This window comes from Escherichia sp. E2661 (genome assembly GCF_004745185.1).
GTDB lineage: Bacteria > Pseudomonadota > Gammaproteobacteria > Enterobacterales > Enterobacteriaceae > Escherichia.
This window is the reverse complement of the sequence record NZ_PDIG01000019.1, coordinates 67,423-82,580: the sequence shown is the minus strand read 5'-3', so window position 1 is coordinate 82,580 and position 15,158 is coordinate 67,423. Positions and strand designations below refer to the sequence as shown.

Annotated in this window: 14 protein-coding genes and 2 pseudogenes; 15 read left to right on the top strand and 1 reads right to left on the bottom strand. The window is 52.3% G+C overall.

The window, feature by feature from the left end; all coding sequences use genetic code 11:
• Positions 1-26 precede the first annotated feature (26 nt).
• Entirely contained in the window at positions 27-587 is a 561-nt protein-coding gene (gene nudE / locus CRI63_RS10005; protein WP_126511443.1) for an ADP compounds hydrolase NudE, read from the top strand.
• 166 nt (positions 588-753) lie between these two features.
• Here nudE and mrcA read toward each other — a convergent pair whose 3' ends face one another.
• Positions 754-3,306: a peptidoglycan glycosyltransferase/peptidoglycan DD-transpeptidase MrcA gene (mrcA, locus tag CRI63_RS10000; RefSeq protein WP_135519417.1), complete on the bottom strand. Its 2,553-nt coding sequence runs from the start codon at positions 3,304-3,306 to the stop codon at positions 754-756.
• A 119-nt stretch (positions 3,307-3,425) separates the two neighbouring features.
• On the opposite strand from mrcA, the gene hofM reads away from it, so the two are divergent.
• The 14 genes and pseudogenes from hofM to CRI63_RS09930 all read left to right on the top strand — a co-directional run bounded on the left by hofM (position 3,426) and on the right by CRI63_RS09930 (position 15,129).
• A complete protein-coding gene (gene hofM / locus CRI63_RS09995; protein ID WP_130217654.1) occupies positions 3,426-4,205 on the top strand; it encodes a DNA utilization protein HofM in 780 nt (259 codons plus the stop codon).
• Positions 4,205-4,744 carry a PilN domain-containing protein gene (locus CRI63_RS09990; RefSeq protein ID WP_135519415.1) on the top strand — a complete coding sequence of 180 codons (540 nt, stop codon included), beginning with the start codon at positions 4,205-4,207 and terminating at the stop codon, positions 4,742-4,744. The genes hofM and CRI63_RS09990 overlap by 1 nt, the downstream gene beginning before the upstream one ends.
• Positions 4,728-5,168 (top strand): DNA utilization protein HofO, encoded by a 441-nt coding sequence (locus CRI63_RS09985; protein ID WP_135519413.1) that lies wholly within the window; start codon positions 4,728-4,730, stop codon positions 5,166-5,168. The genes CRI63_RS09990 and CRI63_RS09985 overlap by 17 nt, the downstream gene beginning before the upstream one ends.
• On the top strand, positions 5,158-5,562 hold the full coding sequence (locus tag CRI63_RS09980; RefSeq protein WP_130221396.1) for a DUF2531 family protein: 405 nt from the start codon (positions 5,158-5,160) through the stop codon (positions 5,560-5,562). The genes CRI63_RS09985 and CRI63_RS09980 overlap by 11 nt, the downstream gene beginning before the upstream one ends.
• Positions 5,474-6,712 carry a DNA uptake porin HofQ gene (hofQ, locus tag CRI63_RS09975; protein WP_135519411.1) on the top strand — a complete coding sequence of 413 codons (1,239 nt, stop codon included), beginning with the start codon at positions 5,474-5,476 and terminating at the stop codon, positions 6,710-6,712. Before CRI63_RS09980 ends, hofQ begins: the two co-directional genes overlap by 89 nt.
• 400 nt (positions 6,713-7,112) lie before the next feature.
• Positions 7,113-7,635 (top strand): annotated as a pseudogene (aroK, locus tag CRI63_RS09970) (shikimate kinase AroK).
• A gap of 56 nt (positions 7,636-7,691) precedes the next feature.
• Positions 7,692-8,780: a 3-dehydroquinate synthase gene (gene aroB, locus CRI63_RS09965; RefSeq protein WP_130208963.1), complete on the top strand. Its 1,089-nt coding sequence runs from the start codon at positions 7,692-7,694 to the stop codon at positions 8,778-8,780.
• A gap of 91 nt (positions 8,781-8,871) precedes the next feature.
• Positions 8,872-10,169 (top strand): annotated as a pseudogene (gene damX, locus CRI63_RS09960) (cell division protein DamX).
• A 105-nt stretch (positions 10,170-10,274) separates the two neighbouring features.
• The gene (dam, locus tag CRI63_RS09955) at positions 10,275-11,111 is read left to right on the top strand and encodes an adenine-specific DNA-methyltransferase (RefSeq protein ID WP_130217642.1); all 837 of its coding nucleotides are present in this window, start codon (positions 10,275-10,277) and stop codon (positions 11,109-11,111) included.
• Positions 11,112-11,128: 17 nt separating this feature from the next.
• Positions 11,129-11,806 (top strand): ribulose-phosphate 3-epimerase, encoded by a 678-nt coding sequence (gene rpe / locus CRI63_RS09950; RefSeq protein WP_000816280.1) that lies wholly within the window; start codon positions 11,129-11,131, stop codon positions 11,804-11,806.
• Positions 11,799-12,557 carry a phosphoglycolate phosphatase gene (gene gph, locus CRI63_RS09945; protein ID WP_135519409.1) on the top strand — a complete coding sequence of 253 codons (759 nt, stop codon included), beginning with the start codon at positions 11,799-11,801 and terminating at the stop codon, positions 12,555-12,557. Before rpe ends, gph begins: the two co-directional genes overlap by 8 nt.
• Positions 12,550-13,554, top strand: coding sequence for a tryptophan--tRNA ligase (gene trpS, locus CRI63_RS09940; protein ID WP_130208955.1), 1,005 nt, complete (start codon positions 12,550-12,552; stop codon positions 13,552-13,554). The genes gph and trpS overlap by 8 nt, the downstream gene beginning before the upstream one ends.
• A gap of 290 nt (positions 13,555-13,844) precedes the next feature.
• Positions 13,845-14,750: a GntR family transcriptional regulator YhfZ gene (gene yhfZ / locus CRI63_RS09935; protein WP_130221399.1), complete on the top strand. Its 906-nt coding sequence runs from the start codon at positions 13,845-13,847 to the stop codon at positions 14,748-14,750.
• Positions 14,751-14,766: 16 nt separating this feature from the next.
• Positions 14,767-15,129 carry a PRD domain-containing protein gene (locus tag CRI63_RS09930; RefSeq protein ID WP_130208951.1) on the top strand — a complete coding sequence of 121 codons (363 nt, stop codon included), beginning with the start codon at positions 14,767-14,769 and terminating at the stop codon, positions 15,127-15,129.
• Positions 15,130-15,158 lie beyond the last annotated feature (29 nt).

The following is a 15,158-nucleotide window of genomic DNA, read 5'->3' as shown; positions in this document are numbered from 1 at the left end:
ACTGATTTCACTGCAAAGATTCCACAATGAGAAAATCATTACAAAAACCCACCATTCTGAATGTTGAAACTGTAGCCCGTTCCCGACTGTTTACCGTCGAAAGCGTGGATCTGGAGTTCAGCAATGGCGTGCGGCGTGTTTATGAACGAATGCGTCCAACCAACAGGGAAGCGGTGATGATTGTGCCTATTGTGGACGACCATCTGATCCTGATTCGTGAGTACGCGGTGGGAACTGAATCCTACGAGTTAGGGTTTTCGAAAGGGCTGATTGATCCCGGTGAAAGCGTCTACGAAGCAGCTAACCGCGAGCTAAAAGAAGAAGTGGGATTTGGTGCGAACGATCTAACTTTTTTGAAGAAACTCAGCATGGCGCCGTCTTACTTTTCCAGCAAAATGAATATTGTGGTAGCGCAGGATCTCTACCCGGAATCGCTGGAAGGCGATGAGCCAGAGCCGCTACCGCAGGTTCGCTGGCCGCTGGCGCATATGATGGATTTGCTTGAAGATCCTGACTTCAATGAAGCGCGCAATGTCAGTGCGCTGTTTCTGGTACGTGAGTGGTTGAAGGGGCAGGGGCGGTTGTAAATATGTAGAGCTTGCCTGATGCGCCATGCTTATCAGGCCTACGGGATTCCTGCAATGTATTGAATTTTCAATGTGTTGCATGCCGGCTAAGGCGTTCATGCCGCATCCGGCATGAACAACGCGCACTTTGCCAGCAAACTGAAAAGGCGCCGAAGCGCCTTTTTAATCAGAACAATTCCTGTGCCTCACCATTATCGATAATGGTCGTTCCCACCTCGCGCACCGCCTGCTGTGTAGGCTGTGTACCTTCAATGAAGTACTCTTCGCGGCTGTTGCCGCCGCTGGCCAGTTGCCCAGTGCTGCGATCGATATTCACCGTCACAATACCCGGCGGCGGCGTCAGCGGTTGTTCCGGTACGCCTTCCAGAACGGCTTTCATATAAGCGTCCCATGCAGGCTGCGCGCTTTTAGCACCACCTTCATAACCAGAGATCTGATCTTTAATTGCCCCTGAAGCCGTGGTATGACCGAGATTACGACGGTGATCGTCAAAGCCAATCCATACTGAGGTTACTACGCCTGGTCCGTAACCCGAGAACCATGCATCCTTCGAGCTGTTGGTGGTCCCGGTTTTCCCGCCGATATCATGACGTTGCAAATCACGACCTGCGCGCCAGCCAGTACCTTGCCAGCCTGGTTCACCAAAGATATTGGTGTTCAGTGCGCTCTTAATCAGGAATGCCAGCGGAGTGCTGATAACGTGCGGTGCATACTCCTGCGCGCCGGTCTTCGCGACTAATGTCTGATTAGCTTGCTCCAGTTGCGGCATCGGCACCGAAACATTTTGCTGCTCGCGGGAGATAGCCACGTCTTCAACGTCGTTATTTTCCAGCACGTTCGATTTTTGCGTATCGCCGTAAATCACCGGGATATCGCATTCCGGGCAAGCTACTTTCGGTTTCGCTTCGAAAATCACGCCGCCCTGGTCGTTTTCAATTTTGCTGATAAACCACGGATCCACCAGGAAGCCACCATTCGCCATTACTGCGTAGCCGCGCGCCACCTGCAGCGGCGTGAAGGACGCGGAACCCAGCGCCAGCGATTCGGTATGAACAATGTTTTGCGCCGGGAAGCCGAAGCGTTGCAGATACTCTGCAGCGTAGTCAACGCCCATAGCCCGCATTGCACGCACCATCACTACGTTCTTCGACTGGCCCAGTCCCTGACGTAAACGGATTGGACCGGCATATTGCGGCGGTGAGTTTTTCGGCTCCCAGTCAGAACCAGCACCGGCGTCCCAGCGGGAAATCGGCACATCGTTCAGCATACTTGCCAGCGTCAGACCTTTATCCATTGCTGCGGTGTAGAGGAACGGTTTGATATTCGAACCCACCTGACGCAGCGCCTGAGTTGCGCGGTTGAACTTGCTCTGGTTGAAGTCAAAGCCACCCACCAGCGCCATGACTGCACCGTTTTGCGGATTGATCGACACAAGCGCCGAGTTCACCTCTGGCACCTGCGCCAGCCACCAGGCATCGCCAACCTGGCGAACCCAGATTTGCTGACCCGTTTGCACCACATCAGTCACTTTACGCGGCGTCGGTCCCTGTTGAGTGTCTGAACGGTAAGGACGCGCCCAGCGAACGCCTTCCATACGCAACGTTACGGACGTTCCGTCAGCCAGCATCGCTGTCGCTTCCTGCGGATTGGTGCTGGTAATTGCGGCAGGCAGCAGCGGACCGTAAGTCGGCAACGCTTTCAGAGTATTGGTTATCTTTTTGGTGTCCCACGCCGTCTCACCCACTTTCCACAGCACATTAGCCGGGCCGCGATAACCGTGACGCATGTCGTAGTCCAGCACGTTGTTACGCACCGCTTGCTGCGCGGCCTGCTGAACTTTGCGGGTAATGGTGGTGTAAATGCGATAACCGTCTTCATAAGCGCTTTCGCCGTAACGGCTATACATCTCCTGACGCACCATTTCGGTGAGATACGGCGCCGAGAACGCAATTTCCGGCGCGTGATAATTGGCGTTAATCGGCTCACTACGCGTCTGATCGTATTGCTGCTGGGTGATATACCCTTCGCTCAACATACGTGACAGCACAACGTTACGCCGCGCGACGGCGCGATCCATTGAGTAGAGCGGGTTGAAAGTGGATGGGGCTTTTGGCAGCCCGGCAATCACCGCCATTTCGTTCAGCGTCAGTTGGTCGACCGTTTTACCGAAATAGACTTGTGCCGCAGCACCGACACCATAGGCACGGTAACCGAGGTAAATCTTGTTCAGATAAAGCTCGAGGATCTCGTCTTTAGTCAGCAACTGTTCAATACGAATCGCGAGGAAGACTTCCTTAATCTTACGCATCAGCGTGCGTTCCGGACTGAGGAAGAAGTTTCTCGCCAGTTGCTGGGTAATGGTACTCGCCCCTTGTGACGCGTGACCAGAGAACAACGCCACACTTGCCGCACGGAAGATCCCCACCGGGTCAACGCCGTGATGCTCATAAAAGCGGCTGTCCTCCGTCGCGATAAAGGCTTTCACCATTTCCGGCGGGATTTGATCCAACGTAACCGGAATACGACGCTTTTCACCATATTGCGCAATTAGCTCGCCATCGGCGCTGTAAATCTGCATCGGAATTTGTAGGCGAACATCTTTTAATGTCGCCACATCCGGCAGTTGTGGCTCGATGTAGCGGTAGAGGCCATAAATCGAGCCTGCTCCCAGCAGAATGCAACAGACTGCAAGGATCAATAAATACTTTACGAACTTCACTGGAAATTTCCGATTTGGTTTCATTTGGGCAGTTTATAAACAAACGCGCGGTAGTATAAAGGCAAGCCAGACGCATTGATATACCCGTCAGAGTGACGGGTGATAAGGAGATCATCACAATGGCATTTAAGAACTGGCAAATTGGGTTGCATTTACAACAGCAAGAAGCGGTGGCGGTTGCTATCGTGCGTGGTGCAAAAGAATGTTTTTTGCAACGTTGGTGGCGTTTGCCGCTGGCGACAGACATTATCAAAGATGGACGCATTCTCGATACAGAGCGGCTGGCAAAAACGTTGTTACCGTGGAGTCGTGAACTGCCGCATCGACATCACATTATGCTGGCATTTCCTGCTGGTCGAACGTTACAGAGGGCATTTCCACGCCCAGCGATGTCTCTCGGTGAGCGAGAGCAAACGGCATGGCTGGCAGGCACAATGGCACGCGAGCTGGATATGGAACCGGACTCTCTGCGCTTCGATTATAGCGAAGATTCACTAAGCCCGGCCTATAACGTGACCGCCGCGCAAAGCAAAGAGTTGGCAACGTTACTTACCCTGGCAGAAAGATTGCGTGTTCACGTTAGCGCGATTACCCCAGATGCCTGCGCTTTACAACGGTTTCTGCCTTTTTTACCCCCTCACAAGCAATGTCTGGCCTGGTGTGACCACGAACAGTGGTTGTGGGCGACGCGTTATAACTGGGGGCGCAAGCTGGTGGTGGGGATGACAAGCGCGAATGACCTTGCAGCGATGTTATCCGTGGACCCCGACAGTATCGCAATATGCGGCGAAGGCGGATTTGACCCCTGGGAGGCGGTTTCTGTTCGTCAGCCGCCGCTACCGCCACCAGGTGGAGACTTCGCCATTGCGCTGGGGTTGGCGCTTGGGGAGAGTCGCTAATGAACCCACCAATCAATTTTTTGCCCTGGCGACAGCAACGCCGTGCGGCCTTTTTTCGCTTCTGGTTGCAGATGTTTGTTGCCCCTCTGCTGCTGACCGTAGGGATAACGCTAATGCAGCGTCTGGCATATAACGCCGAAGCACGCGTAGACGCCATTTTGCTCGAGGGAGAACAACAACTCGCCCGTAGCTTACAGGTCACTAAGCCACGTTTGCTGGAACGCCAACAGTTACGCGAACAGCATTTGCGACGTCAGCGTCAGCGACAATTTACCCGCGACTGGCAACCAGCGCTGGAAGCGCTGGCGATGCTTTTACCAGAAAAAGCCTGGCTGACCACGCTGAGCTGGCAGCAGGGAACGCTGGAAGTCAAAGGACTTACGTCGAACATCACCGCACTAAATGTGTTGGAGAAGTCACTCCGTGAGGATGCCTTTTTTCAGCTCAACCAGCGAGGGGCCACGCAGCAGGATGCACAAGGGCGCTGGCAATTTGCGTATCAGTTAACAAGGAAGGTTAGTGATGAACTCGCTCTTTGACTGGTGGTTTGCCACATCTCCTCGTACCCGTCAGTTTGGCTGGGCAGTCTGGTTGCTGGTGTTGTTCACAATCATCGTTCTTTCATTGGCTCATCAGGAAGAGAGCGACGCATTAATTCGACTGCGGGCAAGTAATCACCAGCAGTGGGCTGCACTGCATCGCCTGGTAGACACCACACCCATCCGCGAAGAAAAGACGTTGCCCTTTTCGCCGCTGGATTTTCAGTTGCCTGGCGCGCAACTGGTTTACTGGCATCCGTCAGCCCAGGGAGGCGAGCTGACGTTGAAAACGCTCTGGGAAGCGGTGCCGTCGGCATTTACACGACTGGCAGAGCGCAACGTCAGCGTAAGTCGTTTTTCGTTAAGCGTGGAAGGTAATGAACTCTTGTTCACGTTACAACTGGAGGGGGCGAATGATGGCTAAACGTTGGCTGCTGGCTGGTGTTGCATTATGGCTATTAACCGGCATGCGCGACCCGTTTAAACCACCGGAAGATTTATGCCGGATTAGCGAACTTACCCAGTGGCGCTATCAGGGGATGGTAGGAAGAGGCGAGCGCGTTATCGGCGTAATAAAAGATGGGCAAAAGAAATGGCGACGGGTGCAGCAAAACGATGTGCTGGAAAACGGCTGGACGATCTTACAGCTGACGCCAGACACACTAACGCTGGGAACCGGGACAAACTGCGAACCGCCACAGTGGTTGTGGCAACGGCAAGGAGATACAAATGAAGCAATGGATAGCCGCACTACTGTTGATGATGATGCCCATCGTGCAGGCGGCAAAGCCGCAAAAAGTCACGCTGATGGTGGATGACGTTCCGGTTGCTCAGGTTTTGCAGGCGCTGGCCGAACAGGAGAAGCTAAACCTGGTGGTGTCGCCAGACGTCAGCGGTACGGTATCGCTACATTTAACGGATGTTCCCTGGAAGCAGGCGCTACAAACCGTAGTGAAAAGCGCCGGGCTGATAACGCGCCAGGAGGGCAACATTCTCTCAGTGCATTCCATTGCCTGGCAAAATGAAAATATCGCCCGCCAGGAGGCAGAGAAGGCACGGGCGCAGGCAAACCTGCCGCTGGAAAATCGCAGCATTACCCTGCAATACGCCGATGCTGGAGAGTTGGCGAAAGCGGGGGAGAAGCTACTTAGCGCCAAAGGCAGCATGACCGTTGATAAACGCACCAATCGCCTTTTGCTGCGCGATAACCAGGCGGCGTTAACTGCACTGGAACAGTGGGTCATGCAAATGGATTTGCCGGTAGGCCAGGTTGAACTGTCGGCGCATATTGTCACCATTAATGAAAAAAGTTTGCGTGAGTTAGGCGTGAAATGGACGCTGGCCGATGCGCAACACGCTGGCGGCGTTGGGCAAGTAACTACGCTCGGTAGCGATCTCGCGGTGGCGACGGCGACGACGCATATCGGTTTTAACATTGGGCGGATCAACGGACGTTTGCTGGATCTGGAGCTTTCCGCACTCGAACAAAAACAGCAACTGGATATTATCGCTAGCCCACGTTTACTGGCTTCGCATCTCCAGCCTGCCAGCATTAAACAGGGAAGCGAAATTCCGTATCAGGTTTCCAGTGGTGAAAGTGGTGCAACATCGGTGGAGTTTAAAGAGGCGGTACTGGGAATGGAGGTCACGCCCACGGTGTTACAAAAAGGTCGCATCCGGCTGAAATTACACATCAGCCAGAACGTTCCGGGGCAGGTCCTTCAACAAGCCGATGGCGAAGTGCTGGCAATTGATAAGCAGGAGATCGAAACGCAAGTCGAGGTCAAAAGCGGAGAAACGTTGGCGCTGGGCGGCATTTTTACCCGTAAAAATAAATCGGGTCAGGATAGCGTACCGTTGTTGGGTGACATTCCCTGGTTCGGGCAATTATTTCGTCATGATGGAAAAGAAGATGAACGACGTGAGTTAGTGGTGTTTATCACGCCACGACTGGTTTCCAGTGAGTAAACCGCCGCAAAAGCGGTGATGTTTTTACGTTGAACGTGTTTCATCTATTTGACGCGCGCAGGTATTTAGCATACAAGGAGTACCGATTTGAGAGTTGGTGCTCTTAGCTGCCTGCGTTTTATGATGATGATTTATCATTCAGGCGGCATTTTGCTGTCTTTTTTACGCTAATCTTACCCGGTGATTTATCGCCAAAGCGGTGATAGCAAGGCAGCATGCCTGCAGCGACCAGATATGCAGAGGGATGGGCGATTTATTCAGTTGCCAAACCTGCTGGAGTATTGAGATAATTTTCAGTCTGACTCTCGCAATATCTTATGAGGTTTCAGTTCATGTCCTGCTGCGCTCTCTGAGCGAAGCGGGTTTATCATTAACGAATAGTCTTAGTAGTACCGAAAAAATGGCAGAGAAACGCAATATCTTTCTGGTTGGGCCTATGGGTGCCGGAAAAAGCACTATTGGGCGCCAGTTAGCTCAACAACTCAATATGGAATTTTACGATTCCGATCAAGAGATTGAGAAACGAACCGGAGCTGATGTGGGCTGGGTTTTCGATTTAGAAGGCGAAGAAGGCTTCCGCGATCGCGAAGAAAAGGTCATCAATGAATTGACCGAGAAGCAGGGTATTGTGCTGGCTACTGGCGGCGGCTCTGTGAAATCCCGCGAAACGCGTAACCGTCTTTCCGCTCGTGGCGTTGTCGTTTATCTTGAAACGACCATCGAAAAGCAACTTGCACGCACGCAGCGTGATAAAAAAACGCCCGTTGCTGCACGTTGAAACACCGCCACGTGAAGTTCTGGAAGCGTTGGCCAATGAACGCAATCCGCTGTATGAAGAGATTGCCGACGTGACCATTCGTACTGATGACCAAAGCGCTAAAGTGGTCGCAAACCAGATTATTAACATGCTGGAAAGCAACTAATTCTGGCTTTAAATACACTCGTCTGCGGGTACAGTAATTAAGGTGGATGTCGCGTTATGGAGAGGATAGTCGTCACTCTCGGGGAACGTAGTTACCCAATTACCATCGCATCTGGTTTGTTTAACGAACCAGCTTCATTCTTACCGCTGAAATCGGGCGAGCAGGTGATGTTGGTCACCAACGAAACCCTGGCTCCTCTGTATCTCGATAAGGTCCGCGGCGTACTTGAACAGGCGGGTGTTAACGTCGATAGCGTTATCCTCCCTGACGGCGAGCAGTATAAAAGCCTGGCAGTACTCGACACCGTCTTTACAGCGTTGTTGCAAAAGCCGCATGGCCGCGATACTACACTGGTTGCACTGGGCGGCGGCGTGGTGGGTGATCTTACCGGTTTCGCGGCGGCGAGCTATCAGCGCGGCGTTCGCTTCATTCAAGTCCCAACGACGTTATTGTCGCAGGTTGACTCCTCCGTTGGCGGCAAAACCGCGGTAAACCATCCCCTCGGTAAAAACATGATTGGCGCGTTTTACCAACCTGCATCGGTGGTGGTAGATCTCGATTGTCTGAAAACGCTTCCTCAGCGTGAGTTGGCTTCGGGGCTAGCGGAAGTCATCAAATACGGCATTATTCTTGACGGTGAGTTTTTCCACTGGCTGGAAGAGAATCTCGACGCGCTGCTTCGTCTGGATGGCCCTGCAATGGCGTACTGTATTCGCCGCTGCTGTGAGCTGAAAGCAGAAGTTGTCGCCGCCGACGAGCGTGAAGCAGGCTTACGTGCTTTACTCAATCTTGGACATACCTTTGGTCATGCCATTGAAGCTGAAATGGGCTATGGTAATTGGCTACACGGTGAAGCGGTTGCTGCGGGTATGGTAATGGCGGCGCGCACATCGGAACGTCTCGGGCAGTTCAGTTCTGCCGAAACGCAGCGTATTATTACCCTGCTCACGCGGGCTGGGTTACCGGTCAATGGGCCGCGCGAAATGTCCGCGCAGGCATATTTACCGCATATGCTGCGTGACAAGAAAGTTCTTGCGGGAGAAATGCGCTTAATTCTTCCGCTGGCAATTGGTAAGAGCGAAGTTCGCGGCGGTGTTTCGCACGATATCGTTCTTAACGCCATTGCTGATTGTCAGTTAGCGTAACAACAAGAAAGGTCAGGCCGCTTATCCGGCGGTTTATTAGCTTCAGGTTAATTGCAACGTGGTAAGCATTAACCTTTTAGTGGGGTGTTAAATGGATGAATTCAAACCAGAAGACGAGCTGAAACCCGATCCCAGCGATCGTCGTACTGGTCGTTCTCGTCAATCTTCTGAGCGTTCTGAACGTACTGAACGTGGCGAACCGCAAATCAATTTTGATGATATTGAACTTGATGAAACTGACGATCGCCGTCCGACTCGTGCGCAAAAAGAGCGCAATGAAGAACCGGAAATCGAACAAGAATATGACGAATCCGAAGATGAAACGGTGGATGAAGAGCGCGTAGAGCGTCGTCCGCGTAAGCGCAAAAAAGCAGCCAGCAAACCTGCTTCTCGTCAGTATATGATGATGGGCGTCGGTATTCTGGTTCTGTTGCTGTTGATCATCGGTATCGGTTCTGCGTTAAAAGCCCCCTCGACCTCTTCCAGCGATCAAACTGCGTCTGGCGAGAAGAGTATTGATCTTGCTGGCAATGCGACCGATCAGGCGAATGGCGTGCAGCCAGCACCGGGAACCACGTCTGCGGAAAATACTCAGCAGGATGTTTCTCTGCCGCCGATTTCTTCTACGCCGACCCAGGGGCAGACCCCGGCGGCAACGGATGGTCAACAGCGTGTTGAAGTACAGGGTGATCTGAACAATGCCCTGACCCAGCCGCAAAATCAGCAACAGCTGAACAATGTGGCGGTAAATTCGACATTGCCGACCGAACCCGCAACGGTTGCGCCAGTACGCAATGGCAATGCATCGCGTGACACGGCAAAAACGCAAACCGCTGAACGTCCGACCACCACGCGTCCGCCGCGTCAGCAGGCAGTGATTGAACCGAAAAAACCGCAAGCAACGGTGAAAACCGAACCGAAGCCGGTAGCACAGCAACCGAAGCGTACCGAACCAGCAGCGCCAGTGGCGAGCTCGAAGGCACCGGCTGCGACTTCTACGCCAGCGGCAACGCCAGCGCCGAATGCGACTGTCAGCACGGAGCGGGCACAAACGGCATCTCCGGCGCAAACCACAACAACACCAGCTGCTGGGGCGAAGAGCGCGGGTAATGTTGGTTCGTTGAAATCGGCACCGTCAAGCCATTACACTCTGCAGTTGAGCAGTTCCTCTAACTACGACAACCTGAACGGTTGGGCGAAGAAAGAGAACCTGAAAACTACGTTGTCTATGAAACGACGCGTAATGGTCAGCCGTGGTATGTCCTGGTTTCTGGCGTGTACGCTTCGAAAGAAGAAGCGAAAAAAGCGGTATCTACATTGCCAGCCGATGTCCAGGCCAAAAATCCTTGGGCGAAACCGCTGCGTCAGGTACAGGCCGATCTGAAGTAATCAAGCTATTTCCCGCAATGGATAACCGTTGCGGGAACTGCCTGAAGCGCTGGATGCTGTCGGAGCTTTCTCCACAGCCGGAGAAGGTGTAATTAGTTAGTCAGCATGAAGAAAAATCGCGCTTTTTTGAAGTGGGCAGGGGGCAAATATCCCTTGCTTGATGATATTAAACGGCATTTGCCTAAGGGCGAATGTCTGGTTGAGCCTTTTGTTGGTGCCGGGTCGGTGTTTCTTAACACCGACTTTTCTCGTTATATTCTTGCTGATATCAACAGCGATCTGATTAGTCTCTACAACATTGTAAAGACGCGTACCGAAGAGTATGTGCAGGCTGCCCGCGAGCTGTTTGTTCCCGAAACAAATTGCGCCGAGGTCTACTATCAGTTCCGCGAAGAGTTCAACAAAAGCCAGGATCCCTTGCGTCGGGCAGTACTGTTTTTATATTTGAACCGCTACGGTTACAACGGTTTGTGCCGTTACAATCTGCGCGGTGAATTTAATGTGCCGTTTGGCCGTTATAAAAAGCCCTATTTCCCGGAAGCTGAGTTGTATCATTTTGCCGAAAAAGCGCAGAATGCCTTTTTCTATTGTGAGTCTTACGCCGACAGCATGGCGCGCGCAGATGATGCATCCGTCGTCTATTGCGATCCGCCTTATGCGCCGCTTTCTGCGACCGCTAACTTCACGGCGTATCACACAAACAGTTTTACGCTTGAACAACAAGCCCATCTGGCGGAGATCGCAGAAGGTCTGGTTGATCGCCATATTCCTGTGCTGATCTCCAATCACGATACGATGTTAACGCGTGAGTGGTATCAGCGCGCAAAATTGCATGTCGTCAAAGTTCGACGCAGTATAAGCAGCAACGGCGGCACACGTAAAAAGGTGGACGAACTGCTGGCTTTGTACAAACCAGGAGTCGTTTCACCCGCGAAAAAATAATTCTCAAGGAGAAGCGGATGAAACAGTATTTGATTGCCCCCTCAATTCTGTCGGCTGATTTTGCCCGCCTGGGTGAAGATACCGCAAAGGCCCTGGCAGCTGGCGCTGATGTCGTGCATTTTGACGTCATGGATAACCACTATGTTCCCAACCTGACAATTGGGCCAATGGTGCTGAAATCCTTGCGTAACTACGGCATTACCGCCCCTATCGACGTGCATCTGATGGTGAAACCGGTCGATCGTATTGTGCCGGATTTCGCTGCTGCTGGCGCCAGCATCATTACCTTTCATCCAGAAGCCTCCGAGCATGTTGACCGCACGCTGCAACTGATTAAAGAAAATGGCTGTAAGGCGGGGCTGGTATTTAACCCGGCGACACCATTGAGCTATCTGGATTACGTAATGGACAAGCTGGATGTGATCCTGCTGATGTCCGTCAACCCTGGTTTCGGCGGTCAGTCTTTCATTCCGCAAACATTAGATAAACTGCGCGAAGTGCGCCGCCGCATCGATGAGTCGGGCTTTGATATCCGTCTGGAAGTGGACGGTGGCGTGAAGGTGAACAACATTGGCGAAATCGCTGCGGCGGGAGCGGATATGTTCGTCGCCGGTTCGGCAATCTTCGACCAGCCAGACTACAAAAAAGTCATTGATGAAATGCGCAGTGAACTGGCAAAGGTAAGTCATGAATAAGTTTGAAGATATTCGCGGCGTCGCTTTTGATCTCGACGGTACGCTGGTGGACAGTGCTCCTGGTCTTGCTGCTGCGGTAGATATGGCGCTGTATGCGCTGGAGTTGCCTGTTGCAGGTGAAGAACGCGTTATTACCTGGATTGGTAACGGTGCAGATGTTCTGATGGAGCGCGCATTGACCTGGGCGCGTCAGGAACGTGCGACTCTGCGTAAAACAATGGGGAAACCGCCCGTTGATGACGACATTCCGGCAGAAGAACAGGTACGTATTCTGCGTAAACTGTTCGATCGCTACTATGGCGAAGTTGCCGAAGAGGGGACGTTTTTGTTCCCGCACGTTGCCGATACGCTGGGCGCGTTGCAGGCTAAAGGCCTGCCGCTAGGCCTGGTTACCAACAAACCGACGCCGTTCGTTGCGCCGCTGCTCGAAGCCTTAGATATCGCCAAATACTTCAGCGTGGTGATTGGTGGTGATGATGTGCAAAACAAAAAACCGCATCCGGACCCGCTGTTACTGGTGGCTGAGCGGATGGGAATTGCCCCACAACAGATGCTGTTTGTTGGCGACTCACGCAATGATATTCAGGCGGCAAAAGCGGCAAGTTGCCCATCAGTTGGCTTAACCTACGGATATAACTACGGCGAGGCTATCGATCTCAGCCAGCCTGATGTAATTTATCACTCTATAAATGACCTTCTGCCCGCATTAGGGCTTCCGCATAGCGAAAATCAGGAATCGAAAAATGACTAAGCCCATCGTTTTTAGTGGCGCACAGCCCTCAGGTGAATTGACCATTGGTAACTACATGGGTGCGCTGCGTCAGTGGGTAAACATGCAGGATGACTACCATTGCATTTACTGTATCGTTGACCAACACGCGATCACCGTGCGCCAGGATGCACAGAAGCTGCGTAAAGCGACGCTGGATACGCTGGCCTTGTATCTGGCTTGTGGCATCGATCCTGAGAAAAGCACCATTTTTGTTCAGTCCCACGTACCGGAACATGCGCAGTTAGGCTGGGCACTGAACTGCTATACCTACTTCGGCGAACTGAGCCGCATGACCCAGTTTAAAGATAAATCTGCGCGTTATGCCGAGAACATCAACGCTGGTCTGTTTGACTATCCGGTGCTGATGGCTGCGGACATCCTGCTGTATCAAACTAATCTGGTGCCGGTGGGTGAAGACCAGAAACAGCACCTCGAACTGAGCCGCGATATCGCCCAGCGTTTCAACGCGCTGTACGGCGATATCTTTAAGGTGCCGGAGCCGTTTATTCCAAAATCTGGCGCGCGTGTAATGTCGCTGCTGGAGCCGACCAAGAAGATGTCCAAGTCTGACGATAACCGCAATAACGTTATCGGCCTGCTGGAAGATCCGAAATCGGTAGTGAAGAAAATCAAACGTGCGGTTACTGACTCCGACGAGCCACCGGTAGTTCGCTACGATGTGCAGAACAAAGCGGGCGTTTCCAACCTGCTGGATATCCTTTCTGCAGTTACTGGCAAGAGCATCCCGGAACTGGAAAAACAGTTCGAAGGCAAGATGTATGGTCATCTGAAAGGCGAAGTGGCTGATGCCGTTTCCGGTATGCTGACTGAATTGCAGGAACGCTATCACCGTTTCCGCAATGACGAAGCCTTCCTGCAACAGGTGATGAAAGACGGCGCAGAAAAAGCCAGCGCGCACGCTTCCCGTACGCTGAAAGCGGTGTATGAAGCGATTGGTTTTGTGGCGAAGCCGTAATTCACTATTGCTGGCAAATTGCGCTTTGTTCATGCCGGATGCGGCGTGAACGCCTTATCCGGCCTACAAAGTAATGCACATATTGCAAGGAAATGTAGGCCTGATAAGCGTAGCGCATCAGGCAATTTTGCTTTTATCATCACTCTGAAACCGGGGAACCCCGGTTTTTTTATCCTCTTTTCGCAACAACCCGAAAAAATGTGAAGTGCCTCGCCGTTTCCACATCTCTTGGTTGCCACTTATCTTCATTTTAATGAAGATATAAATATTCACTTTATTGAAAATATACTATGCGTCGAACGTTTATCAAAAAAGAAGGCGTCGTCATCACGACTCTGGCTCGTTATCTGTTAGGTGAAAAGTGCGGTAATCGATTGAAAACAATAGATGAACTGGCAACTGAGTGCCATTCATCGGTTGGTCTGACACAGGCCGCGCTAAAAACGCTGGAATCAAGCGGCGCGATAAGAATTGAACGCCGTGGGCGCAATGGCAGCTATCTGGTTGAGATGGATAATAAAGCCCTGCTGACTCATGTGGATATCAACAACGTGGTATGTGCGATGCCCTTGCCCTATACCCGTTTGTACGAAGGACTGGCGAGCGGATTGAAAGCCCAGTTTGATGGCATTCCTTTTTACTATGCGCATATGCGTGGCGCGGATATTCGCGTGGAGTGTTTGCTTAACGGCGTGTATGACATGGCGGTAGTGTCCCGCCTGGCGGCAGAAAGTTATCTCACGCAAAAAGGGTTATGCCTCGCGCTGGAGTTGGGGCCGCATACCTACGTTGGCGAGCACCAGCTGATTTGCCGTAAAGGGGCGTCCGGCAACGTGAAACGCGTGGGGCTGGATAACCGCTCGGCGGATCAGAAAATCATGACCGATGTCTTTTTTGGTAATAGCGATGTGGAGCGCGTCGACCTCTCATATCACGAGAGTTTACAACGCATTGTTAAAGGCGATGTCGATGCGGTTATCTGGAACGCGGTGGCGGAAAGCGAACTGGCCATGCTGGGATTAGAAGCGACGCCGCTGACGAACGATCCGCTATTTTTACAGGCCACTGAAGCCGTGGTGCTAACGCGAGCCGATGATTACCCGATGCAACAATTGCTACGTGCGGTTGTTGATAAACATGCCCTGCTTGCTCATCAACAGCGAGTCGTCAGTGGGGAACTTGAACCCAGTTATTAAGCGAAAGGCGTCTTAAATGGAAAACAGACTCAACCTGCTTTGCGAGGCAGGAGTCATTGATAAGGACATCTGCAAAGGCATGATGCAGGTCGTCAAAGTACTGGAAACAGAATGCCATCTTCCCATACGCAGCGAGCAGGGAACGATGGCGATGACGCATATGGCGAGTGCGCTGATGCGCAGTCGTCGGGGCGAACACATACTGCCGCTGGATGACGAATTACTGGCGGAACTGGCGCAATCCACATACTGGCCAGCGATTGTGCAATTGCATCAGGTGCTATTGAAGGAATTCGCGCTGGAAATTAACCCGTGTGAAGAAGGGTATTTGCTGGCCAATCTCTATGGATTATGGATGGCCGCCAACGAAGGTGTCTGAGTCATACGGCAAATCCGCGTCACATAACT

Coding starts and splice junctions, on each gene's coding strand:
- yhfZ (WP_130221399.1), top strand. CDS start 13,845: ATGCGTCGAACGTTTATCAAAAAAGAAGGCGTCGTCATCACGACTCTG.
- CRI63_RS09930 (WP_130208951.1), top strand. CDS start 14,767: ATGGAAAACAGACTCAACCTGCTTTGCGAGGCAGGAGTCATTGATAAG.
- rpe (WP_000816280.1), top strand. CDS start 11,129: ATGAAACAGTATTTGATTGCCCCCTCAATTCTGTCGGCTGATTTTGCC.
- gph (WP_135519409.1), top strand. CDS start 11,799: ATGAATAAGTTTGAAGATATTCGCGGCGTCGCTTTTGATCTCGACGGT.
- aroB (WP_130208963.1), top strand. CDS start 7,692: ATGGAGAGGATAGTCGTCACTCTCGGGGAACGTAGTTACCCAATTACC.
- hofM (WP_130217654.1), top strand. CDS start 3,426: ATGGCATTTAAGAACTGGCAAATTGGGTTGCATTTACAACAGCAAGAA.
- dam (WP_130217642.1), top strand. CDS start 10,275: ATGAAGAAAAATCGCGCTTTTTTGAAGTGGGCAGGGGGCAAATATCCC.
- CRI63_RS09985 (WP_135519413.1), top strand. CDS start 4,728: ATGAACTCGCTCTTTGACTGGTGGTTTGCCACATCTCCTCGTACCCGT.
- CRI63_RS09990 (WP_135519415.1), top strand. CDS start 4,205: ATGAACCCACCAATCAATTTTTTGCCCTGGCGACAGCAACGCCGTGCG.
- hofQ (WP_135519411.1), top strand. CDS start 5,474: ATGAAGCAATGGATAGCCGCACTACTGTTGATGATGATGCCCATCGTG.
- nudE (WP_126511443.1), top strand. CDS start 27: ATGAGAAAATCATTACAAAAACCCACCATTCTGAATGTTGAAACTGTA.
- trpS (WP_130208955.1), top strand. CDS start 12,550: ATGACTAAGCCCATCGTTTTTAGTGGCGCACAGCCCTCAGGTGAATTG.
- CRI63_RS09980 (WP_130221396.1), top strand. CDS start 5,158: ATGATGGCTAAACGTTGGCTGCTGGCTGGTGTTGCATTATGGCTATTA.